Origin of the sequence: Kribbella sp. NPDC023972, from assembly GCF_040639075.1 — a bacterium.
Lineage (GTDB): Bacteria > Actinomycetota > Actinomycetes > Propionibacteriales > Kribbellaceae > Kribbella.
The window spans coordinates 218,094-239,779 of record NZ_JBEZZH010000005.1; the positions used below are offsets into that span (position 1 = coordinate 218,094).

Annotated in this window: 20 protein-coding genes; 10 read left to right on the plus strand and 10 right to left on the minus strand. The window is 68.1% G+C overall.

Annotated elements, in window-relative coordinates:
• The first annotated feature begins 251 nt into the window (after window positions 1-251).
• The 4 genes from AB0F43_RS21575 (at window position 252) to AB0F43_RS21590 (ending at window position 5,386) form a co-directional block, all read left to right on the plus strand.
• Window positions 252-1,535 carry an ATP-grasp domain-containing protein gene (locus tag AB0F43_RS21575; protein ID WP_360479407.1) on the plus strand — a complete coding sequence of 428 codons (1,284 nt, stop codon included), beginning with the start codon at window positions 252-254 and terminating at the stop codon, window positions 1,533-1,535.
• Window positions 1,536-1,698: 163 nt separating this feature from the next.
• Window positions 1,699-3,042, plus strand: coding sequence for a SidA/IucD/PvdA family monooxygenase (locus AB0F43_RS21580; RefSeq protein ID WP_360479410.1), 1,344 nt, complete (start codon window positions 1,699-1,701; stop codon window positions 3,040-3,042).
• Window positions 3,043-3,056: 14 nt separating this feature from the next.
• Window positions 3,057-4,520 (plus strand): cation:proton antiporter, encoded by a 1,464-nt coding sequence (locus AB0F43_RS21585; RefSeq protein ID WP_360479413.1) that lies wholly within the window; start codon window positions 3,057-3,059, stop codon window positions 4,518-4,520.
• Between the two features lie 371 nt (window positions 4,521-4,891).
• Window positions 4,892-5,386, plus strand: a complete 495-nt coding sequence (locus AB0F43_RS21590) for a sigma-70 family RNA polymerase sigma factor (RefSeq protein WP_360479416.1) — start codon at window positions 4,892-4,894, stop codon at window positions 5,384-5,386.
• A 138-nt stretch (window positions 5,387-5,524) separates the two neighbouring features.
• On the opposite strand, the gene AB0F43_RS21595 is transcribed toward AB0F43_RS21590, so the two are convergent.
• The 3 genes from AB0F43_RS21595 to AB0F43_RS21605 all read right to left on the minus strand — a co-directional run bounded on the left by AB0F43_RS21595 (window position 5,525) and on the right by AB0F43_RS21605 (window position 8,702).
• Window positions 5,525-6,337, minus strand: a complete 813-nt coding sequence (locus AB0F43_RS21595) for a pentapeptide repeat-containing protein (protein WP_360479419.1) — start codon at window positions 6,335-6,337, stop codon at window positions 5,525-5,527.
• A gap of 38 nt (window positions 6,338-6,375) precedes the next feature.
• Window positions 6,376-7,395 (minus strand): tetratricopeptide repeat protein, encoded by a 1,020-nt coding sequence (locus AB0F43_RS21600; RefSeq protein WP_360479422.1) that lies wholly within the window; start codon window positions 7,393-7,395, stop codon window positions 6,376-6,378.
• A 182-nt stretch (window positions 7,396-7,577) separates the two neighbouring features.
• A complete protein-coding gene (locus AB0F43_RS21605; protein ID WP_360479425.1) occupies window positions 7,578-8,702 on the minus strand; it encodes a hypothetical protein in 1,125 nt (374 codons plus the stop codon).
• Between the two features lie 430 nt (window positions 8,703-9,132).
• Here AB0F43_RS21605 and AB0F43_RS21610 point away from each other — a divergent pair, with 430 nt between their 5' ends.
• The 3 genes from AB0F43_RS21610 to AB0F43_RS21620 all read left to right on the plus strand — a co-directional run bounded on the left by AB0F43_RS21610 (window position 9,133) and on the right by AB0F43_RS21620 (window position 13,708).
• A complete protein-coding gene (locus AB0F43_RS21610) occupies window positions 9,133-10,848 on the plus strand; it encodes a S8 family serine peptidase (RefSeq protein WP_360479428.1) in 1,716 nt (571 codons plus the stop codon).
• A gap of 255 nt (window positions 10,849-11,103) precedes the next feature.
• On the plus strand, window positions 11,104-11,463 hold the full coding sequence (locus AB0F43_RS21615) for a hypothetical protein (RefSeq protein ID WP_360479430.1): 360 nt from the start codon (window positions 11,104-11,106) through the stop codon (window positions 11,461-11,463).
• 1 nt (window position 11,464) lies between these two features.
• Window positions 11,465-13,708 carry a hypothetical protein gene (locus AB0F43_RS21620; RefSeq protein WP_360479433.1) on the plus strand — a complete coding sequence of 748 codons (2,244 nt, stop codon included), beginning with the start codon at window positions 11,465-11,467 and terminating at the stop codon, window positions 13,706-13,708.
• 53 nt (window positions 13,709-13,761) lie between these two features.
• On the opposite strand, the gene lhgO is transcribed toward AB0F43_RS21620, so the two are convergent.
• The 3 genes from lhgO to AB0F43_RS21635 form a co-directional block, all read right to left on the minus strand.
• The gene (gene lhgO / locus AB0F43_RS21625; RefSeq protein WP_360479436.1) at window positions 13,762-14,955 is read right to left on the minus strand and encodes an L-2-hydroxyglutarate oxidase; all 1,194 of its coding nucleotides are present in this window, start codon (window positions 14,953-14,955) and stop codon (window positions 13,762-13,764) included.
• Between the two features lie 118 nt (window positions 14,956-15,073).
• Window positions 15,074-16,111 (minus strand): DUF2332 domain-containing protein, encoded by a 1,038-nt coding sequence (locus AB0F43_RS21630; RefSeq protein ID WP_360479439.1) that lies wholly within the window; start codon window positions 16,109-16,111, stop codon window positions 15,074-15,076.
• 101 nt (window positions 16,112-16,212) lie between these two features.
• Entirely contained in the window at window positions 16,213-17,142 is a 930-nt protein-coding gene (locus AB0F43_RS21635; protein ID WP_360479442.1) for a hypothetical protein, read from the minus strand.
• Window positions 17,143-17,322: 180 nt separating this feature from the next.
• Here AB0F43_RS21635 and AB0F43_RS21640 point away from each other — a divergent pair, with 180 nt between their 5' ends.
• Entirely contained in the window at window positions 17,323-17,670 is a 348-nt protein-coding gene (locus tag AB0F43_RS21640) for a DUF6401 family natural product biosynthesis protein (protein ID WP_360479445.1), read from the plus strand.
• Between the two features lie 67 nt (window positions 17,671-17,737).
• Here AB0F43_RS21640 and AB0F43_RS21645 read toward each other — a convergent pair whose 3' ends face one another.
• Both AB0F43_RS21645 and AB0F43_RS21650 read right to left on the minus strand, forming a co-directional pair.
• Window positions 17,738-18,583: a hypothetical protein gene (locus tag AB0F43_RS21645; protein ID WP_360479448.1), complete on the minus strand. Its 846-nt coding sequence runs from the start codon at window positions 18,581-18,583 to the stop codon at window positions 17,738-17,740.
• Between the two features lie 136 nt (window positions 18,584-18,719).
• Window positions 18,720-18,932, minus strand: coding sequence for a DUF6458 family protein (locus tag AB0F43_RS21650; RefSeq protein ID WP_360479451.1), 213 nt, complete (start codon window positions 18,930-18,932; stop codon window positions 18,720-18,722).
• Between the two features lie 186 nt (window positions 18,933-19,118).
• Here AB0F43_RS21650 and AB0F43_RS21655 point away from each other — a divergent pair, with 186 nt between their 5' ends.
• Window positions 19,119-19,466, plus strand: a complete 348-nt coding sequence (locus AB0F43_RS21655) for a VOC family protein (protein ID WP_360479454.1) — start codon at window positions 19,119-19,121, stop codon at window positions 19,464-19,466.
• Window positions 19,467-19,586: 120 nt separating this feature from the next.
• On the opposite strand, the gene AB0F43_RS21660 is transcribed toward AB0F43_RS21655, so the two are convergent.
• Window positions 19,587-19,925, minus strand: a complete 339-nt coding sequence (locus AB0F43_RS21660; RefSeq protein WP_360479457.1) for a metalloregulator ArsR/SmtB family transcription factor — start codon at window positions 19,923-19,925, stop codon at window positions 19,587-19,589.
• A gap of 62 nt (window positions 19,926-19,987) precedes the next feature.
• Here AB0F43_RS21660 and AB0F43_RS21665 point away from each other — a divergent pair, with 62 nt between their 5' ends.
• Window positions 19,988-21,037: an NAD(P)/FAD-dependent oxidoreductase gene (locus AB0F43_RS21665; protein WP_360479460.1), complete on the plus strand. Its 1,050-nt coding sequence runs from the start codon at window positions 19,988-19,990 to the stop codon at window positions 21,035-21,037.
• 55 nt (window positions 21,038-21,092) lie between these two features.
• Here AB0F43_RS21665 and AB0F43_RS21670 read toward each other — a convergent pair whose 3' ends face one another.
• The gene (locus AB0F43_RS21670) at window positions 21,093-21,653 is read right to left on the minus strand and encodes a helix-turn-helix domain-containing protein (protein ID WP_360479463.1); all 561 of its coding nucleotides are present in this window, start codon (window positions 21,651-21,653) and stop codon (window positions 21,093-21,095) included.
• Window positions 21,654-21,686: the final 33 nt, after the last annotated feature.

Here is a 21,686-nt window from a genome sequence, read left to right on the forward strand (position 1 = left end):
AACCTCACTGCCGCCGTTGTTCGGCGACATTCCGTGACCGTGAGCACGTCGGGCGGACGGGTCTCCCGGTACAGGCATCGGCGACTCCTCGTTTGAGTGACTCCCGAGCTACATCCCGTGAGTCTGAGCCGTCAGTTACTTGAGTACAAGTCGGTGGCGCGTCGGGATGCAGACAGATGCGACGCGGTTCGGTGTATCACCCGCAGTGGGTCACCCCCTCTCGTTCGGTAGTGGCGACCGGGAGGGAATACGTGGACGACAACAGCGGCGGTGTCGTACTCCAGTTCGGCAGCGGCTTCCAGCCGTACCGGGAGTACCTGATGCAGGGTGCCGCGAAACGCCGGCGGCTCTGGCTGATCGACGACGAGCCGGCCACCTGGCAACAGCCGTACGTCATCGGCAGCTCTGTGGTCGTGCCGCTCGAAGGAGCCGGTCTGGTGCTCGACCACGACGGTCTGCTCGCGGCCGCCGAGGCCGTCGCGCGTACCCATCCCGTCCGCGGAGTCTTCACGTACGACGAACCGTCGGTCATCGCCACCGCACTGGTCGCGGACCGGCTCGGACTCCCAGGCCTGACCGCCCAGGGTGCGCAGGGTTGCCGCGACAAGGTCCGTACCAGGCAGGCACTGACCGCCGCCGGGCTACCACAACCGCGCTTCGCGGTGGCCGCGACTGCCGACGAGGCCGCCACCGCGGCAGCGGACATCGGGTATCCGGTCGTGGTCAAACCGCGCGGCATGGCGGCGAGCATCGGCGTGGCCGTGGTGGACGACAAGGCCGGCCTGGCCGATGCGTTCGACCGGGCCGACCGCTCCAGCCGAAGCGGTCCGGCCGAGTATCACGGTGGGGCGCTGATCGAGGAACTGGTCGACGGGCCGGAGATCAGCATCGACGGTGCGGTGGTGGCAGGCGAGTACCTGCCGTTCTGTATCGCCCACAAGCAGCTCGGCCCACCGCCGTACTTCGAGGAGGTCGGCCACATCGTCGACGGCGCCGACCCGTTGCTGGCCGACGCCGAGCTGCGCGAGCTGCTCCGGGCCACGCACGAGGCGATCGGCGCCCCGTACGGCATCACCCACACCGAGATCCGGTTCAGCTCCCGCGGACCGGTGGTGATCGAGGTGAACGGCCGGCTCGGCGGTGACCTGATCCCCTACCTGGGCAAGCTGGCCACCGGTGTCGACCCCGGCGCGGTCCTGGTCGACGTGGCGCAGGGCATCCGCCCCCGGCTGGAGCCCGATCACCGGACCTGCGTCGGGATCCGGTTCTGTTATCCGCCCGAGGACTGTCGCGTCGTGGAGATCGTCGTACCGGAGCCGGGGGCGGTCCCCGGCCTGGTGGAGGCACATCCGATGGTGGCCCACGGAGCGACCGTCCGGCTTCCGCCGCGGGCCCACATCGGCCGGCACGCGTACGTCGTCTGCACCGCGGACGATCCCGCCACGTGTGCCGACCGGCTGACCGCCGCGGCGGACCTGGTCGAGTTGACGTACGACGCAGTGAACGAGCCCGAGTATTCCGGACGGCCCTGGTGAGCCACTGTGCTTTTGGCCTCGCCTCCGGCTCGGCTGGTCATGGGGCCTTGGCTCCCGGCCTTCCCTCGTCGCTCCGGTCGCTTCGCTCCCTGCGCTCCTCAGTCCAGGCCGGGAGGCCCCATGACCGCTCCCTTCGCTCCTCAGTCTCAAGCCAGGAGGCCACATGACCAACCGTGAGGTCGAGTTGCTCGCAGTCGGCGCCGGGCCGGCGAACCTGGCCCTCGCGGTCGCGCTCGAAGAGCTCGGCACCGACGGCCTGGCCGAGAACTCGCTCGTCATCGAACGCGGCCACGCGGTCCAATGGCAACAGGGTCTGCTGCTGCCGTGGACGAAGAGCCAGGTCGCCTTCGCCAAGGACCTGGTGACGTTGCGCAACCCGCGCAGTGAGTTCACCTTCCTGAACTACCTGCGCAGCGTCGGCCGACTGGACGACTTCATCAACATGGGCAGTTTCACGCCGTACCGTGTCGAGGTCTCGGGCTATCTCAAGTGGGTGTCGGAGTCGCTGCGGAAGGTGCGCCTCCAGCTGGGCTGTGACTGTACGTCGATCGAGCCGGTCCGGGACTCCCGCGGCACCCTGACCGGGTGGCTGACCCGGCTCGGCGACGGCAGCACCATCTCCAGCCGTTACCTGGTCATCGGAGCCGGGCGCGACCCGTACCTGCCGCCGGTGCTGGCCGGCCTGCCCACCGACCGGTTGATCCACAGCACCCGGTACCGCAGCCGGGTGACGGCGCTGGACAAGGACCAGCCGTACCGGGTCGCTGTGATCGGCGCGGCGCAGAGCGCGGCCGAGATGTTCCGGGCGGTCCAGATCGACCTGCCGAACGCGGACGTGAGCTGGGTGATGCGATCGATCGGCCTACGCGCGTACGACACGAACAAGTTCACCAACGAGCTGTACTACCCGTCGTTCGTCGACAAGTTCTTCGAGGCCAAGCCGGAAGGCAAGGCGCAGATCCTGCGGGAGATGCACCTGACGAACTACTCCGGCGTCGAGACCGACCTGTTGCAGGAGCTGTACACCGGCCTGTACCTGGACCGGCTCAGCGGGGTCGAACGGCGGCGCCTGGTGCCGATGACCGACATCACCGGTGCCCGCATGGACGGTGACGAGGTCGTCCTGGAGCTGACCGACCGCAAGACCAGCGCCATCAGTGAGCTACGCCGGGACCTGGTCTTCCTCGGCACCGGCTTCGTCCGGGAGATGCCCCGTCTGGTCCGGGGCCTCGGCGCGGCGATCGGACTGGAGCGGATCGAGGTGACGCGGCAGTACCGGCTGAAGCTCGGCGAACCGTCGAACGCGGCCTGTTATCTGCAGGGCGTGAACGAGGCGACGCACGGTATCGCCGACTCGCTGCTCAGCGTGCTCGGCAACCGGGCCGCCGAGGTCACCCAGGACATCCTCGCCCGCCGGCACGGAAAACGAGTCAACGGGGTGCACCGGGCCGCGGCGGAGGAGCTGACTGCTGTCCCGTTGTCCGCCGACGGTGCGCTGCGTACCTGAGGCGGCGTCGGCCGATGCCCGGGCCGGAGAAGTCTCTGCTCCCCACGCCCGGCCGTGCACTGGCGGTGGCTGTCGGCCTGGTCGCCGGCGCGATCGCTCTGGTCGGTCTCGCGTACGCCGCGGGGTGGCTGACACCCGACCACACCGTCGGGGCTGCGTCTGTGCCGCCGGCCGCTGGGCCGACGCCGGCACAGCTGCTGTGGCGGCTGCTGCTGGCGATCGCGGTCGTCTGCGCGCTGGCCACTCTGTGTGGCCGGCTCGCCCGGCTGATCGGGCAGCCCGCGGTGGTCGGCGAGATCGTGGCCGGGCTCGTGCTCGGGCCGTCGGTGATCGGATCGGCGGCGCCGTGGCTGTTCGACGCCGTCCTGCCGGCCGAGGTGCGGCACGATCTGGGCCTGCTGGCGCAGGCCGGGCTGGCCGTCTTCATGTTCACCGTCGGCGCCGACTTCGGCCGTGACCGGATCGGCCGCGACCGCGGTGCGATCGCGGCCGCCAGCCTCGCGATCATGGCAGTGCCGTTCGCCTTCGGCGTCCTCGCGGCGATGCCGCTCTACTCGACGCTGGCCGGTCCGGCGGTGGACCGGTTGCCGTTCGTCGTCTTCATCGGTACGGCGCTGAGCATCACCGCTTTCCCGGTCCTCGCCCGGATCGTGCAGGAGTGCGGACTGCACGGCAGCCGACTCGGTTCGTTGGCCATGTTGTGCGCCGCCGCTGCCGACGTACTCGCCTGGTGCGCACTCGCGATCGTGATGGCGATGATCCGGTCGGCGGGCCCGGGTGAAGCCCTGCTGGCGCTCGCCCTGACCGTGCTGCTCGGCGCAAGCTGCCTGCTGGTCCTCAAACCACTGCTCCGACGACTCGCCGTTCGGTACGCCGCCGCGGTGCCGACGCCGATCCTGGTGCTGCTCGTACTCGCTTTGATCCTCGGCCTCGCCGCGGCGACCGACTGGATCGGGGTGCACGCGATCTTCGGTGGCTTCCTGGCGGGTCTGGTGCTGCCGAAGGACAGCCTGCCGGTGGGGCAGGTCGCCGAGCAGCTCGGCAGCCTGAACCGCGCGCTGCTGGTGCCGGTCTTCTTCGCCTCGATCGGCCTGCAGACCGACATCACCGCGGCGGTGTCCCAGCCGCAGGTGCTCGCCGCCGGTGCGCTGCTGCTGGTCGTAGCGATCGCCGGCAAGGTGTGCGGAGCCGTGCCGGTGGCCCGGGGCGGCGGTCTGCCGGTCCGCGCCGCAGTCGGCCTCGGTGTCTTGATGAACGCCCGTGGGATCACCGAGATCGTCGTCCTGTCCGCCGGGCTCGGTGTCGGCATCATCAACCACAGCGCCTTCACGGTGATGGTGGTGATGGCACTGGTCACAACCATGATGGCCGCTCCGTTGCTGCAGCTGCTCGGCCCGACCCTGCGGGATCGCAGCGCCACCGACCGGTTACCGACGGGTGCGTATGCGAGCGGTGACGCCACACGCACGATTTCGTGACGAATCGACTACGTCTGGGTGACGGCACCGGTGATCGAATGGGCCGCGAAGGCAGCACTGACGACGACCGCGGGGGACGTGGTGAGGCACAGGGCCGTCCAGGGTTTTTGCCGGGGTGAAATTTACCGAGCCCGCTGTGGAAACGGGCTTTCGGCCGGTGGTCCGCCACCACCGGCCCGATTTCCTGTGCCTTTTGCTCACGGACGCCGCCATCTGTGGGGAACAGCGAAAGGACGTGGAGCGTGTCGACGATCTCGCTACGCAAAACTGCACGGCCGGCCGAGGGAAATCGCCACCGCAACGATTCAGGACCCTCGCTCGAGGTCCTTCTCGACCGGGCACTCAACTCCGACTGGTCAGCGTGGAAGGAGTTGGAAAGCCGCTACAGTCCTCTGCTCCTCCATGCCGCTCGTGGCATCGGCCTGAGCCACAGTGACGCCGCTGATGTCGCTCAGTTGACCTGGCTGCGGTTGTGGCAACACGGTCGCCAGATCCGCGACCCCGAGTGCCTCCCGGCTTGGCTGGCCGCGACGGCCCGGCGGGAGGGCCTGCGGGTCGCGATCAGCCGGAAGCGGTACCTGCTGTACGCCGACCCGACAGCCGAGCACAGCGACGGCCACCGCGCGGCTGTCCTCGACGTCTACCCGGTCGACGGAGAGTACGAACCGTCCACCGAGCAGGCCCTGTCCAGGCTGCCCGGCCGGTACCAGAAGCTGATCCGGCTGCTGATGTCGGACAGTTGCCCGTCCTACACGGAGATCGCGGAGAAACTCAACCTCCCGATCGGCAGCATCGGCCCGATGCGAATGCGCGCCCTGCAGATGCTCCGCCGCACCCCAGAACTGGCAAGCCCCACCACCCGCTGACCCACCGTTCGCCCACTTCCGGAGCGGGCGGGTGACGATCAACTGCCGGATCCACCAGGGTCCCGCAGTCCCCCGCCCCTCCAACACGTCGCTCACCGCACCTGACGAAGCAGGCGTCCCGTGATGGTGGGCGCGACGCTAGGACCAGTGTGACGGGCGGATGAGCCGTGGCGGGAGCGTCGTACTGGCGTCGCCGCGGGTTGCGTTCACCTGCATCTGGGTCAGGAAGATGCTTCGCGCCAGGGCGGCGCCGCGCAGGTCGGTATCCCGGAGATCGGCACCGATCAGGTCGGCGGCCGTGAGATCGGCCTGACGCAGATCGGCGGCGATCAGGTAGGCGCTGCGCAGGTCCGCGCCGCGGAGGTCGGCGCCGCGCAGCTTCGCGCCGATGAGGTCGGCGCCGCGGCGGTTCAGCGGTGCGTTCGAGACCCCGGTACGGACGAGCTCGCTCGTCTGTAGCAGCAGGTCGTTGATCCTTGAGCGGTGGGCGGACACGTCAAGCTCCGCGAGCGACTCCGGACTGCCGAGGGTCAGGCGTTCGGTGTCGTCGAGCGCACGCTTGAGCCCGCCGTGCAGCGAAGGTGCCAGCTCCAGCGCCTCGGTCAGGTACCAGAGCAGCTCATGCAGCAGCCGCACCACCGCGAACACTTCGAATGTCAGCGCACCCGAGTCCGCCGCCAGCCGCCAGTCGCGGCCGCCGAAGGTCACCTGCGTGACCTTCTGGCCGGCGCCGAAGCAGTCGTACACGGTGCAGCCGGGGAAGCCGCCGTCCCGCAGCCGCGCGTGGATTCCGCAGCGGAAGTCCTGCTTCAGATTCGGGCACGGTTGACCGGCCGGCTTGTCGATGGCGAAGTCGTCGGACGCGGTCAGCGCCAGCGCCACGCAGCACAGCCCGGCGCACTGCGCACAGTCGGCGCGCAGGTCCGGGCGGCTTACGGGCTGGTGGGGCATGTCCCTGTCGAGGCTAGGGCGTGCGGCCGCGGGTCGCATCAGTTGCGCCGTGCGGATCGAGAAGTTTGCGCGGCGCGCCTGCGGAGCTGCGTCATCGCCTCTCGGGCACATGAAGCAGCCGATGGATGCCCGGAGTCGGTGGCGAGTTGATAGGCCCGCTCGGCGCCGGCGAGGTCGCCCTGATCCTCCCGGAGCACCCCGAGGTCGAAGGCCGCCTTCGGGGCCATGTCAGCGTGCCCGGAGTCGATCGCCAACTGGAAGGCCAACTCCGCGGCGGCGAAGTTCTGCTGACCGTGACAGAGCACGCCGAGGTTGACCGCCGCCTGCGGGGCCTGGTCGGCGTGACCGGTGTCGATCGCCAGCCAATAGGCCCGCTCCGCCCCGGCCAAGTCGCCCCGCCCCTCACGCAGCACCCCGAGGTTGACCGCCGCCTTCGGGGCTAGGTCGCCGTGCCCGGAATCAATCGCCAGTTGATAGGCCCGCCCCGCTCCGGCCAAGTCGCCCCGTTCCTCACGGAGCACCCCCAGGTTGACCGCCGCCATTGGGGCCATGTCGGCGTGCCCCGAGTCGATCGCCAGTTGATAAGCCCGCTCCGCCCCCGCCGAGTCGCCCCGTTCCTCACGGAGCACCCCCAGGTTGACCGCCGCCTTCGGCGCCTGGTCGGCGTGCCCCGAGTCGATCGCCAGTTGATAGGCCCGCTCCGCCCCTGCCGGATCGTCACGGAGCACTCCGAGGTTGACCGCGGCCATCGGGGCCAGGTCAGCGTGCCCTGAATCAATCGCCACCTGGAGGGCCTGCTCTGCCCCGGCGAAGTCGCCCCACCGCTCACGGAGCACCCCGAGGTTGACCGCCGCCTTCGGCGCCTGGTCGGCGTGCCCGGAATCAATCGCCAGTTGATACGCCCGCTCCGCCCCGGAGAAGTCGCCCCGGTCCTCACGGAGGACACCGAGGTTGAACGCCGCCCGCGGTGCCCCGTCGGCATGCCCGGAATCAATCGCCAACTGCAGGGCGCGCTCTGAGCCGGCGATACCCTTCCGACCCTGCTCGCTTGTTTCCATCACGGCTTCCCCCGCCCAAAGGCGCACCGCTGCGCGCCATTCTTCATACGGTACAGAACATCGCCAGAAATACGAGCGTGCTGCCAATGTCAACAGGATTCCCATTCCATCGACAGATTTCTGCGGCTTCCCGCGGAACGCCTTCTCGTCGCAGAGTGGGACGAGAAGGCGCCGTGCTGAGGTCACCTGATGCGGGCGGAGCTCCAGAGGTACGTGTCGTAGCCGAATGTGCCGCCACCGGGTGCCAGCGTCTTGGCGTCCGAGTCGAACGCCACGTGCAGCCCATCGTCGGAGATCGCCGGGCCGTGACTGCCGTTGCGGCCGTCGACCCGGGCCTGATCCAGGCCGTCCGTGATCCAGCCGAGAGAGCCGGTCTTCCGGTCCAGCCGGAACACGTCGCTGAGCTCCCCCTGGTCCGCGCGAGTCAGGCGAGCTGTCGTCCCGAACGTGACGTACCGCCCGTCGGCGGAGATGTCAGTACGGAAGCTGGCGCCGATGGCCCAGGCCGGCTGGCCCAGATAGTCGGCGGAGATCAGCTCGAGCCGATCGGTACGGAGGTCGCGAAGCCAGACGTTCGGAATCGGATCCATTCCCGGCTGCCACCCGACGACGGTGAAGACCACGAACCGTCCGTCGTTGGAGACGGCCGGCTTTCCGGCCTCGAGAGACTCGGACTGGGGGTCGACCGTCACGCCCCGCGAAACCACTCGAGTCGTGTTGGTACCGCGGTCGCGGACGGCGACCGCCGTACTGGAGGTGAAGGCTACGAGGCGCCCGTCCGCCGAGACCGCGGGATCACTGGAGGAGTAGTCCGACTGGAGTCCGTCTTCGGTCAGTGAAACCCGTTCGGTCCGTCCGGCCTCGAGGTCCCGGACGAAGACATCTCCGGTGCCGTTGGTATCGCCGGCCACCAGGTTCGTCGATCCCGAGGTGAACGCCACCTGGCGGCCATCGGCCGAGATCTCCGGCTGGTGCGCACCGGCGTCCGCCTGACCCTGGCGGCCTCCGGAGACCAGCGTCGTACGCCCGGTCAGCAGATCGCGAAGGAAGACATCCGGGCTGTTGTTGGTGTCACCAGGCAGCAGGTTCGAGGCGTCGGAGGTGAAGACGACGAACCGCCCGTCGGCCGAAATCGACCCTTGCCGGCTCTCCTGATTGCCCTGAGCCCCACCGGTCCCGACTGATACGAGGGTCGTACGGCCGGTAGTGGTGTCCCGGACGAAGACGTCCCGTCGGCCGTTGGTGTCATTGGCCACGAGATCGGTCGCGTAGGAGGAGAAGACGACGTAGCGCCCATCAGCCGACACTCCCACACCCTTCTCGGTTCCAGGGAACAAGCCGGCGTTGCCGCCACCTCCGCCCGCTCCGACCGACACGAGTCCGATCGTGCCCTGGGGTCGATCGCCGCCGGCGGAGGCCGGGCCGGCGATCGCTCCCACCGGTACTGCGGCTACTGCAAGTACTGCGAATGCGGTGCGAATCGGTCTGCGGACGTGGATGGTGTGAAGAAGTTTCACGATGCCCCCCTTAAGGACACCTGTTAGATGCACCCGCACAGCCGGAAGTTTCAGACCCAGCGAGAAGTACCTGGACGGCCCGATCTCGCAACCCGCGGATATTCATCTGTTTGAGCAAGAATCGGCAACGGAAATCGACGGGTCCGGACGGCGACAGCAGGCATTCCAGGTCGTAGCATCACGATGAAGGTGGGCGCGTTTCCAGGGGTGGTCGACGAACATGGATGGAAACCGGAACAACTCGAGATCCGCTGCCGACTATGACGGACCCATCTTCCAGGCGTTCAGCATCAAGACGACCAGGACCCGGGCGCGCCCGAAGGTGGACCGGGCGGTCAGCGACGTCCTCGGCCCCGGATGGCAGGTGGAGAGCTACGGCGGCCGCGCCGACTTCTTCGAGGTGTTCGCCGGCGAAGGCGCGCTGACTGCTCGCGAGGCGTGGGACCGGACCTACCTGCTCCGCGCGCACGCCGGCATCTCCAGCGCCGAGCCGCTCTTCAAGGCGTGGGTGACGGATCGTCCGGACTGGGATGTCAACGTCACAGCGGCAACCGGCGACGAGGTGCGCGGCCCTCAGGCCGCATTCGGGTTCCCTGGCTGGAGTTGCGGCAGTGGCGACGATCTCACCAAGGCGAAAGGGCACGAATGGAGCCTGGAGCTGGCCAACGTGCTGCGGGCCTGGAGCAACCACTTTCCGAGTCCGGGTCCCGGACCGGGTGACGGTGTCATCGTCGGCCATCCGGACACCGGCTACCGGAACCACCCAGAGATCGTGGCGAACCTGCTGGTTGCCAAGGGCTACGACCTCTTCCGTGACGACACGGACCCGCTGGACGAACTGAAGAAGACCTTTCCCTGGCAGAACCCCGGCCACGGCACGGGAACGGCGAGCGTCATCGTCAGCCCCGAAGGTCCACCGCACGGGGTGTCCGGCACAGCGCCGTACGCCAAGCTGATTCCCTTCCGGGTTTCCGACAGTGTGGTCGTCCTCGACACCGTCAACCTCGCCGGCGCGATCGAAAGAGCCACCGACCAAGGGGCCCACGTCATCTCGATCAGCATGGGCGGGCTCGGCAGTGATCGCCTGCATGACGCCGTGATCTATGCGACGAGCAGAGGGGTGATCGTGCTCGCCGCCGCGGGAAACTGCGTTCGGTTCGTGGTGTTCCCCGCCGCGTACGACGAAGTCGTGGCGGTCGCCGCCTGCGATGCCGACAGGGCACCGTGGGCGGGTTCTTCGAACGGACGCGCGGTGGACATCACCGCCCCCGGCGACCGGGTCTGGCGAGCCACAGCGAACGTCGACAACGCCGTCGCCAGCGTCGGTCAGGGATCCGGTACGTCGTACGCCGTTGCCACGGTCGCCGGAATTGCAGCCTTGTGGCTCGCGAAGCACGGGCGGAACACGATCATCCGCGCGTGCGGCGGCAAGGAACGGATCGCTCCGACGTTCCTGCAGCTGCTCCGGGCGACGGCGACCCCCATGCCTGGCTGGCCGCCGGGCCAGTTCGGCGGCGGGCTGGTGGATGCTGACGCGCTCCTGTCCGCGGCCTTGCCCAACGGCAGAACCATCCCCACCCTCGCACCGACAGCGAGCGAGCACGCGGTAGTCGGGCGCGGCGGCGTCGCCACGTTCAACCATCTGTTCGAGGGGTCGGCCGGTACCCGCCCCGGCCACCGATCCTTGAACGCGGACGCAGCACCTCCCGGATCCTCCGAGCTCGAAGACCGGCTGGCCGACCTCCTCAACACCACCGTGGACAAACTGCCGGCCGACCTCGGCCAAGTGGGCCAGGAACTCGCCTTCCATCTTGCCAGCGACCCCGTGCTCTACCGCCGCTTCGCCAGTACCGGACCCGTTCGCGATCTCCTGTTGGGGAAAGGCGTCTCGAACGCACTCGAGGTCAAACTCAGCCGTGATCGCCCAGACAAGTAAAGGCGGTTGTAGTGCGCGGGTCACGCTGCTCGGGCGGTCTTCTGCCCGAGCGCCCAGAACGGCCATTGCGTTCCGGACGAGTGAAGACACGCGAACGCGCCAATGTCAATAGCCGGGCATTTGTCTTCAGCGGGCGTGCAGAAACGTGCGTTTCAACTGGCTTTGAGTTGTGTATTGGCTTGACGTGGCGACGGTGGGTATCAATGCTGACAGCATCGGTTCTCGGATGCGCGCGGTGAATCCTCGGGGGGAATCATGTCGGCATCGGCCGACCGGAGTACCGGTCTGCCGCACCTGCAGGGACAGTGGCGACGACTGTCCACCGCCGAGTGCGCCCAGCGCTACCCGGTCGAGATCACGTTCGTCCTGGCGACGTACCGGGGAGCACGGGGGCCTGATCAGGGGATGATCTGGTGGGACGCCGGAACCTACCGACTGGCCGACGAGCGGACCCTGATCCTGAGTACGGCGACCGACGAGCTGGTGGAGTATCCCGTCCAGCTCACCTCACAGCGCTTCACGTTCACAGATCCGGAAGGGTGTGAGGTCACTTACGAGCGCACGACCTCTCCCCCGCCGTCGCCATCCGGGTCGATTCCCGAGGGGGGAGAATGACATGCCCGATGGTAACGACCCAAGAGATCTGTCCGATGCGGACGCATTCGGGTTGCCGGCCGTCCAGCCCGGTGTTCCGGTAGCCACGCCGATCGCCTTCGACGACCAGCAACCAGACGCCGACACGCCACAGCTTCCCGGCCCGGATCCGGCGCCGCCTGAGCTTCCGTCCTTTCCCGTCCCCCAGGCCCCGTTTCCTCCGCCACCGCCATTCAAGCCATGCAACCTCGGCTTCCGGGACGGTTGCTACGCCGTGACGTTCCGTCCGAAGGGTTCGCTCCGGCCGCTGGTCGGGACCCTCAGGATCGACCGCGGCGCCCCCGACGCCGGGCCGGACGGTGTGATCGTGAGTGGCGACCTCTACCTCGGCGCACCACCTTGGGTCGTGCACCCCGATGCGACCCGCGCCGCTGACACCGGCCAGGAGGGAGCATCCGCCTCCGGATCGGTCGCGGCAACGCTGAGTCGCGGTGGCCCGCCGTTCGAACTGCAACCGATACAGCGAATCCCCATCTACCCCCGGCACCGGTATCACTCCTACCTGAGCGGCACCCGGCTCGTCGTACCTGCGTTCACGATCGGGAATCGTCCGTGCCAGGTCACCATCGACGTCGACCAGTACGACTACACCCAGCCGCCCGCCGGGTCGTACGAAGGCTCCTTTCCGGCATCGCCGAGCCGCAGCCTGCGGTTCGTCCTGCACCGCGCCTCGGGGCCGTTCCCGCTGCCGTTCCTCGGTGGGCCTCGCTTCCAAGGTCGCGTGGTCGAGGGAACCGCGGACCGCGGATCGATCACGCTGACGTGGGTCTCGTCGCACCTGCGCCGTGCCGTCCTGGAGATCGACGTACTCACGGGAGCGGTCGCACCGGCTCCGGTCCCGCACCCTTCGGGGACTGGCACCGAGTACTTCGACACAGTCTTCGCCGGCGCCCGTTGGGACCTCACCGTCGTGACGGACCAGATCGACGTCGGGGCGCCGCCAGGCGTGGACCCGAACATCTGCTGGTCGAGCGCCGACCTGCACAACCTGATGACGACCGTGCGCAAGGCGACGACGGATCTGGACACCGAATGGCGAACCCACCTGGTCGTCGTACCGGCCACGATGGGGTGTTCCCGTGGCGTCATGTACGACCAGATCGACGTACCGCGGGAAGGATCGGCGAGCTTCTCCGACGACGGCTACCCGGCCTCGCACTCGAGCAATTTCGGGAACGCCGAGGACGAGATGCAGCGAGACGTGCCGCGAGCCTTCCTCAGATCGGCGAGCCACGAGGTCACCCACGCGTTCAACCAGATCCACCAGGAGAGCGAGACGACGGCCGACAACTCGATCATGACGACCACGCCGAGCGTGGCCGACGTTCTCGGCGGTCCCGCCACCGGCGCTCCTGGCGTGTTCCCGGATCAGATCAACCTCGGGTTCAACCCCACCGTCCGCAATCACCTGGCGCACATGCCCGATCCGGTGATCAGGCCAGGCGGCTGGCCGTTCGCCAGTTGGTTCCCCTCCGGCGCGCCCCAGGCCGGCGATCGGGAACTGTTCGACCCGTCCGAACTGTCGCTCGAGGTGACCGTCGACACCCCGCGAGCCGCTTTCGGCGCACCGGTCACAGTGACCTGGACGTTGACGAACACCTCGAACGCCGAGCTGATCGTCCCCAACGACGTTCGCTTGGAGGGCCTGTTCGCCACCATGACCGTCTCCGATGATCGCGGCACCGAGCTTCCCGTCCGGCCGTTCGTCATCGAGTGCGAGACCGTTCGGCTCGAACCACTCGCGCCCGGCGAACGACGGACAGCGAGCTATCGAGTGTTCTGGAGCTCAGCCGGGTTCGCGCTCGATCGGCCCGGCCGGCACGTGGTCACCGTGGCGGTGGCCTGGTCAGCCGGTGGCATCCCGGTCGGCGTCGTCGACGACGTCGACCTGTGGGTGGACCACCCGACCAACGACACGGAGAACCGGGACGCCTCGTTGACGATGAATCCAGAGGTAGGCAAATGGGTCGCCCTCGGCGGCGGCGCCTACCACCTCACCGAAGCAGTGGACCGCCTGTCCACGCTGGCCGGCGGAGGCGCGACACCCGGTACCCGAGCAGCCGACGCGCCGGAGCCGTCGCGAGTCGCCGAAGCATTCGCCGGCCTTCTGCCCAACCGCGACGCGGAGTCCATCGACTCGACAGCCAAGCGCACCCGGCGCGCGACAGCCAAGAAGTCAGCCGCGGCCAAGAAGTCCCGTCGATAGGAGCTGGCCGGCCACCGTGCCCAAGTTAACGGGCGCGGTGGCCAGGGTCGGTTCTAGGCGCGGTCGGCGGAGAGTTCCGCGGCGATGTGTTCGCCGATCAGGAGGCAGGCGGTTGCGGCCGGGGACGGGGCGTTGAGGACGTGCAACGTGCGGCCGTCGCGGAGAAACAGGAAGTCGTCGACGAGCTTGCCGTCACGCGTGACCGCCTGCGCGCGCACTCCCGCGCCCGAGCGCCGTACGTCCGACACTCGCAGCTCAGGCAGCATCCGCTGGGCCTCACGGACCAGGGCCCGGCCGGTGAGTGAGCGCAGTACCTCTTTCGCCCCTGTCTTGCCGTACCGCCGGGCGAGACGCCACGAGCCGCGGTAGGCGACGGACTCCCACAGGTCCCGGGCGACGATCTTCGACCAGGAATACCCCTCCCGGGCCAGGGCCGGTACGGCGTTCGGCCCGACGTGCACGCTGCCGTCGATGCCACGGGTGAGGTGGACGCCGAGGAACGGAAACTCGGGATCGGGCACTGGATAGACGAGACCTTTCACCAGATGGTCGCGCTCGGGGACGATCTCGCTGAACTCGCCGCGGAACGGCAGGATGCGGACACCGGGCTCGAGACCCGAGGCCCGCGCGAGCCGGTCACTGTGCAGCCCGGCACAGACCGCGACGCGGTCCGCCTCGATCACGTCCTCCGTCGTCCGTACCCGGACGACCGAGCCCGCGTTCTCGATCGACGTGACCGTCACGCCGGTGCGGATCTCACCTCCGGCCGCGCGAACGTCCTCGGCGAGCGCGCCGGCCACGAGCTTGAAGTCCACCCGCCCGGTGGAATCGACCGCCAGGGCTCCCTTCACGCGCAGGTGCGGCTCGCGCTCCGCGACCTCCTCGAGGGTGAGCCGACGGACCGGGACACCGTTCTCGCGGCCGATGCCGTACAGGCGGTCGAGCTGTGGGAACTCGGCCTCCGTCGTCGCGACGACGAGCTTCCCGGGGACGTCCACCGGGATGCCCTTCTCCTCGCAGTACTCCCTCAGCGCGGCTCCCCCGGCCACGGCCAACCGCGCTTTCAGCGATCCGGGCTTGTAGTACAGCCCGGAATGGATCACTCCCGAGTTGTGTCCGGTCTGGTGCGCTCCGACCGACGGTTCCTTCTCCAGTACGACGACCGGGGTACCGGGATCGAGCCGCTGCAACGCCCTGGCCACGGCCAGACCGACGATGCCGCCGCCCACCACAACCGCAGATGCCATCGACCTCTCCCTGTACTGACTCCAGCTTGTCTCAAAAGAGGCGGAATGGTGGCCAGAAATACAGTCTCGAAAGTCTCCGCGTCGAGCTCGCATGCAGACAGAGCCGGTCCGTCGCGCTCTAGGAGTCCGCTAGCCACGCCAGTAGGCGGCCCTGGGACCAGCAGCGGCCGACGGCTTCGGCGTACAAGGTCGACTGGTTGAGCACGGCCAGGCCGATGATGCTGTGGCCGGAGGCGCGGCGATCGCCGAGGGTCGGTATGGCCGGCGCGACTCCGACTCCCTCCGCTGACACCCATGCGACTGGCCGGCCGGTCGCCGCTCCGTCGAGGCGGTGCAGGAAGCGCAGGCGGCTCTCGAGCGAGAACTGCGACAGTGCCCACGTCGTGGTGACCACGGGCAGGGCGTCGGCGGGCACTCGGGCGAAGGCGTCGGGCAGCACCTCGACGGCGTCACCGTGCAGCAGCAGCGGAGGATCCGTCGCCGCCAACGCCAACTCCGCGTCGAGTCTCGCGATCTGCTCCCGCTGATCCGGCCACAGGCAGGCCCGCAACCATCGAGCCTCCTCAGCGTCGGTCACGTCGACGGGATCGAGGTCGACGCCGATCCGGGTGACGACGTCGGGCATCGCCCGCGTCGGAACGGGCCGGTCCCCCACGATTGAAGCCGACAGCTGCACGGGAGAGGACGGGTCGCCGAGCGATTGTCCGTTGCTGTACGTGATGCCAACACGATCGACATTGAGGTTGAACCCAGCCGAACAGCCCACGTCGATCAGACCCACCGCATTCGCGCCCACCCGGCGCGCCGCCTCGGCGATGGCCGGATACAGCACGGCACAGCGTCCGGCCTCGTTGGTTCGCGTCTGCCGACGTACGGCGATGGCCACGACCGAGTCGGTCATTCGCAGCAGCGTGTCGATCGCCGCTTCCGCGGCAGCGTCGCCGTCCCCAACGGCATAGGCCGCGGCAAGCGCCGGGGCGCGTCCGTCAAGCGCGAGGTCGTGCAGCGCGGCAAGGATCAGCGCGGGGTGCCGCTTGCGCGCCGGCGCCGCCTCGATGGCCCGCAGCGCCTCGTCGGACTCACTCAGAGCAATGGCGATTCGCTCGTACAGCGGCGATGCCTTGGCGGCGTCAACCTCACCGAAGTGTCGGTACACCTGAGCGAGCGTGCGTGCCCTACTCAACGGTTTTGCGCTTTCCTGCGGTGGGCTCCGGCATTCCGCCGATTCTAGCCACTGGGCCCTTGAGCACCGCGGGGTTATTCGTTGAAGGCGGCCAGGCGCTCATGCTGGGTGTCGCGGCGGCGCTTGGCGATTGCGGCGGCTCGTTCGGCGCGCGTGAAGGCGCGTTCCAGTTTCCTGGTGTGGCTTTGGGCTGTGCGCAACTCGCGGCGGGCTTCCTCGAGTTCGTTCGTGAGTCGCTCGATCGCGGTATGCATGTCGGCGATGTGGTGTTCGTTCGCGTCGAGCTCCGCCTCGGCGGCCCGGCGCTGGTTCTCGGCTTCGACGTACTCGGCCTCGACCTCCCGCAGTCGTTCCTGCAGCTCGGCTCGCTGCCGCCGGAGGGCCTCTTTCTGGGCATCCGCTTTCTGGCCACCCGCGCGAGCGTCCGCCGGTTTGGCCGGAGCCGCCTTCTTCGCCGGAGTCTTGGCTCGCGGCGTACGCGGAGCCTTCGCCACCTTCAGTGGGCGGACGGTCACCGGCTCACCGCGCTCGTCCACCACGCCGAAGCCGATGTGGCGCAACCCACTGGTCAACTGCCCGGTGCGGAGCAGTTTGGCCGCTCCGGGGTCGACCAGTGCGGCGTCCAGAGTCTCTGCCAGCCGCTCGGCGACGGTCGGCGTGACGGCCCGGCCCATCGCCGCCGCCTCTGTTCTCGCGGTCGCGACCAAGCGCTGGACCAAGTCGTGCCGGCGAGGAGTGAGTCTCCGCAACCGTGCCCCATCCCCGGCGAGAACGACCGCGCGAAGTTCATCGCCGAACTCCGTCAGTTCGGCGATCTGATCCGGCGCGACCCGGACCAGATGATTGGCCAACCAGGCCGCAATGGTCGGCTTCCGGAGCGCCTTGACCGCGGCGCCGCCGCCGCTGTCACCGGCCTCCTTCAGCGCGATGGCCAGCCGATTGCGCGCCGGAGTGAACTCATCCGGGGGCAACCCGTACAACTCCACCACCGCGTCAACGTCCACGACTCCACCCTGAGGCCGATCAGTTGCCTTAGGCAACTCGATGAGCGGCATCACTCGATGGAGCCCGCCGGCTACAGGCGCGGCGCCGCACTGACCGGATAGCGGGCAACGGGGGGCTCTTGGGGCTCTGTGGCGGACATGGCTTTCGGCCGGTGGGGTGGATCCGTACCCTACTGAGCCATGAGCTGGTTGCGGGCCTTGGACGAGGCGAGGGCAAGGCAGGAGCTAGCCGGCCTGCGGGACCGGATGATGCGGGATCTGCGCAGCTTCGAGCCGGCGCTTCTGGCTGCCGTCGATCAGCACGCCGCAGCCATCCGTGACATCCTCGGTCTCACCGCCGGGCGCTCAGGGCCTGTCGAGCTGGCCGCCTACGCGCGGGGTGTGCGGGATGCCGCCACCGAGTACGGGTGGCCGGGCGGCCGCATCAGCGCCGGTGCGGATTGGGTGACGATCCGACTGCTGGCCGCGGTCAGTCTGGCGTTCCCGACGTACCGAGTCCGTCATGACGTCGACCTGCCAACGCTCTGAGCTGACCCGAACCTGTGAAGGTCCCCGAGCGCTCCGCCCAGCGCTCGAGGACCGTCTTCAGCAGTGATTACATTCCGCGCGACGGCGGAGGCGGTGGTGGGCTCGTGGCCGGGCGGCTTCGTTCTTCCTCGAGTCCGACAGACATTCCAGTCGAAGCCTCGCTCGCTCCGGTCGAAGCCTCGCTCGGCTCCCGCTGCCATTGGCTGCGTTCGGCGTCCTCACGGCCGCGCTGGTAGGCCTCTTCGCGGGCGCGCGCGTTGGGGAAGTCCTCCTCAGCCCGGTTCAGCCAGCGCTCCCAGCGTGGCTGCATGGGACGAATCAGCGCACCGCCCATACCCACGACGATGACGCCACCGACGGTGGCCAGCACCGCGATCAGGACTGGGGTCGTCACGGCGGTGGCCACACCGATCTGGTTGAGGGCCGCAATGACGCCCAGTGCGATGACGAAGACCTGGACGACCTTCGCGATCACTTGCCCGTAGCTCAGTCCGGACAGAGCACTACCGACAAGGTCACGCAGGGCGTTGGCGATCGCGGCCGCGACCACCACGATCACAATCGCGACGACTGCTCTGGGCAGCCACTCGACAATCGATGCCAGGAGATCGCTGACCGGGTTCGGCCCGAAGACGCCGAAGGCGAACTGCAGTGCGATCAGCAGTACGGCGTAGTACACGAGCGCGGCGATCAGGCCGCTGGCGTCGTACTTCGACTGTTCGAGAGCCCTGCCGACGCCACCTCGTTCGACGGCGCGGTCGAAGCCGACGCGGCCGAGCACCACATCGACGACCTTGCGCAATGCCTTGGCCACAAGCCATCCGATCAACAGGATGACGAGGAAAAGCGCGAACTTCGGCAAGAAGTTGATCACCGCGCCGACCGCGTCGTTCCATGATTGGGTCAGATCCATCGTTCCGCTTCCCTTCGATCAACCCGGCATCGCCCCAGCCGACACGGGCAGCGGTACTTTTTCTTTCTGCTAGGAACACGCACCCAGCCAACGGCCCGCCGCGGCGCCGTCAACTGCAGTGCGTTGAGGACCACATTCAGTCATGGAGGTCCCGACGCTCGTGGACCGTTGTGTGACTCGTCCTCCTCGCCTGGTTCGCGAACAGCAGCGTGACCGCGAGGCCGAGTGCGCCTGCGCCCATCAGAATCCAGCCCACGGTGGTCAGGTCGACCCCGCTGAGGCGATCCGCCACGGCGAAGGCCAGTATCCCGCCGACGGCGAGCAGGAAAACGGATACGCCGATTCCCATGGCAACCTCCCTAAGATCCTGCCCCGTTCCGGAAATACGATATTCACGGGGTACCCAAGGAAATATCTGGGAAAACAACGTCAGTGCCGCATACTTTCCGCGAATGGCCGAACGCAGTACGCATCCGTGGGCCCGGACGGCCGAAGATCCTGACGCGCGAGCCGATTGCAAGGGAGAGGCGACAGTATGGCGATCACCGCAGTACTGGCTGTGATACCGGTGGCGGAGTTCGAGGAGACGTGTGACTGGTACGAGTCGTTCTTCGGACGGCCCGCGGATCAGCGCCCGATGGACTCCCTGGCCGAGTGGCACTTCGCCGCGGCGGGGGTCGTCCAGGTCTTCCACGATCCTGGCAAGTCAGGCCGGACGACAGTCAACTTCTTCATCGACGATCTCGACGATCGCGTTGCCGGACTGACCGCACGAGGCATCACGACGACCGATCCCGTCGTCGTGTCGAGCGGACGCCAACGTCTCGTGACCTGCGCCGATCCGGACGGAAACCAACTCGGCCTGATCGAACCCACCGGCTAGACGCGTCGCCACCACGAAGGACGCACGAGCCGGCCACACCGCCACGACCAGCACCATCACGCAGCCCGGAGCCGCGACAACCACATCCGCCCACTCCGGCAGGCTCCCCAGTTTCTGAGCTCAGCAGCAGTTCTGCAGATAGGTCTGGAGGTCGGCCAAGGCTGCCGAGGTCCCTTCTTTGTCGGCTCGGTAGAGGACTGTTTTGCCCTTTCTGCGGGACATGACCACTCCGCCCCGGCGGAGGAGGTCGAGTTGCTGGGAGGCGGTGGACTGGCCGATGCCGGCCTGTTCGGCGACCTCGTTGACGGAGAGTTCGGCGCCACGGGCGAAGAGGAGCATGATGCGCTGCCGGGTCGGGCTCGAGAGGGCCTTGAGGAAATCGTGGGTGGCGGCGCGGAGCTCGACCGGCTCGGCCGGGGCGCAGGTCGGCGATGCCTGCGACTCCGCCTGCTGCGCCATGTCTTCAGGGTAGCCAGTATCGTAGTTTCGTCATATCGCGATATGACGATATGTTAGCCCCCATGACTTCCACCTCTGACTCCGTCGTGATCATCGGGGCCGGCCAATCCGGGCTCGCCGGCGCGTTCGCGGTCCGCGCCGCGGGGATGCATCCGGTGCTGCTGGAGGCCGGCCATCGGACGGTCGGGTCCTGGCCGGACTACTACGACAGCCTCACGCTCTTCTCCCCCGCCCGGTTCAGCGGCTTCCCCGGCGCGCCGTTCCCAGGTGATCCCGATCGCTACCCGAGCAGGGACGAGGTCGTCGCCTACCTCGAGAAACTCGCCCTGGACCTCGACGCCGAGATCCACCTCAACACCCGCGCCACGGCGGTCGAGGCATCCGGTGACGGCTTCGTCGTACACACCGACAGCGGACAGGAGTTCCGATCCACTCGCGTCATCTCTGCCAGTGGATCCTTCACCAACCCGTTCGTTCCACCGATCCCGGGCCGATTCAGTGGCCAACTCCTGCACGTGGCGGACTACCGCAGTCCCAAGCAGTACGCCGGTCAGCGGGTCGTCGTCGTTGGAGCAGGCAACTCCGCGATCCAGGTCGGCTACGAGCTCGCCGAGGTCGCGACGGTCACTCTGGCGGTACGACGTCCGGTCCAATTCGTGCCCCAGGTCCGCGGCGGCCGCGACATGCACTACTGGCTGCACACCCTTCGCCTGGACCTCCTGCCCCCGTCAGTTCTGAGAAGGCTGTTCCGCAGCACACTCGTTTTCGACACTGGCATTTACAGCAACGCACTCACATCCGGCCTGCTCGACCAGCGACCGATGTTCACCGCCTTCGAAGATGACGAGGTCGTCTGGACCGACGGCAGCCACGAACACGTCGACACCGTGATCTTCGCGACCGGCTACCGGCCGAACCTGCCGTACCTGAAACACCTGGGTGCGCTCGACAGCACCGGAATGCCACTCCACCAGCGCGGCATCTCGCGCACCCACCAAGGCCTGGGCTACGTCGGAATCGAGTTCCAGCGATCCTTCTCGTCCAACACGCTGCGTGGCGTCTCACGCGACGCCCAGTACGTCGTCCGAGCGCTGAGCATCGCGAGAAAGTAGGGGCGCAAACTCCGACCGCTGAAGCCTGCGAGGGCCTCCAGCCCTGCGTCGAGCGCTATTCGAGGCTGCTGGCGGGCGGATCGGGTGACGATGGGTCCGGGATCAAGGCGGTTGCCAGGGATACACGCTGGCGCCCGTCGCCCTGGTCGGTCTGGTACGGCGCCAGCAGCTCCATGAGGGCGGCCTGGATTCGGGCGAGGTCTTCGCCGTTGACGTACAGGTTTGTCTGGCCGAAGCCGAGCAGGTCCCGCAGCGCGGGTTCACCCGCCGCGATGAACCGGTCGAAGTCGTCAGCGACATGGCCGAGGAACGTCAGGAAGGATCCCTGCAGCTGCGCGTCGCTCATGGCCTGCAACTCCTGCCGATCGACGTGCGCCACGCGCTCGCCGAGTGCGAACGTCCGCTCCACTGTCCCCCGGACGCGTCGCTCCGCCACGACGGTCAGGATGTCCGCCTCGACCAGAGCGGCCACATGCCGGTAGAGCGTCGCCTGGGTCACGTCAGGCAGTGCGTCTCGCAGCGCCGCGGTGGTCAGCTCCCGCCCACCGAGTTGCTGGATGATCCGCAACCGCACCGGGTGCATCACGACATCGGCAACTGACGACTTCTTGGGCATCTCACTCCGCTATTATTATCAGTCTGATAATGT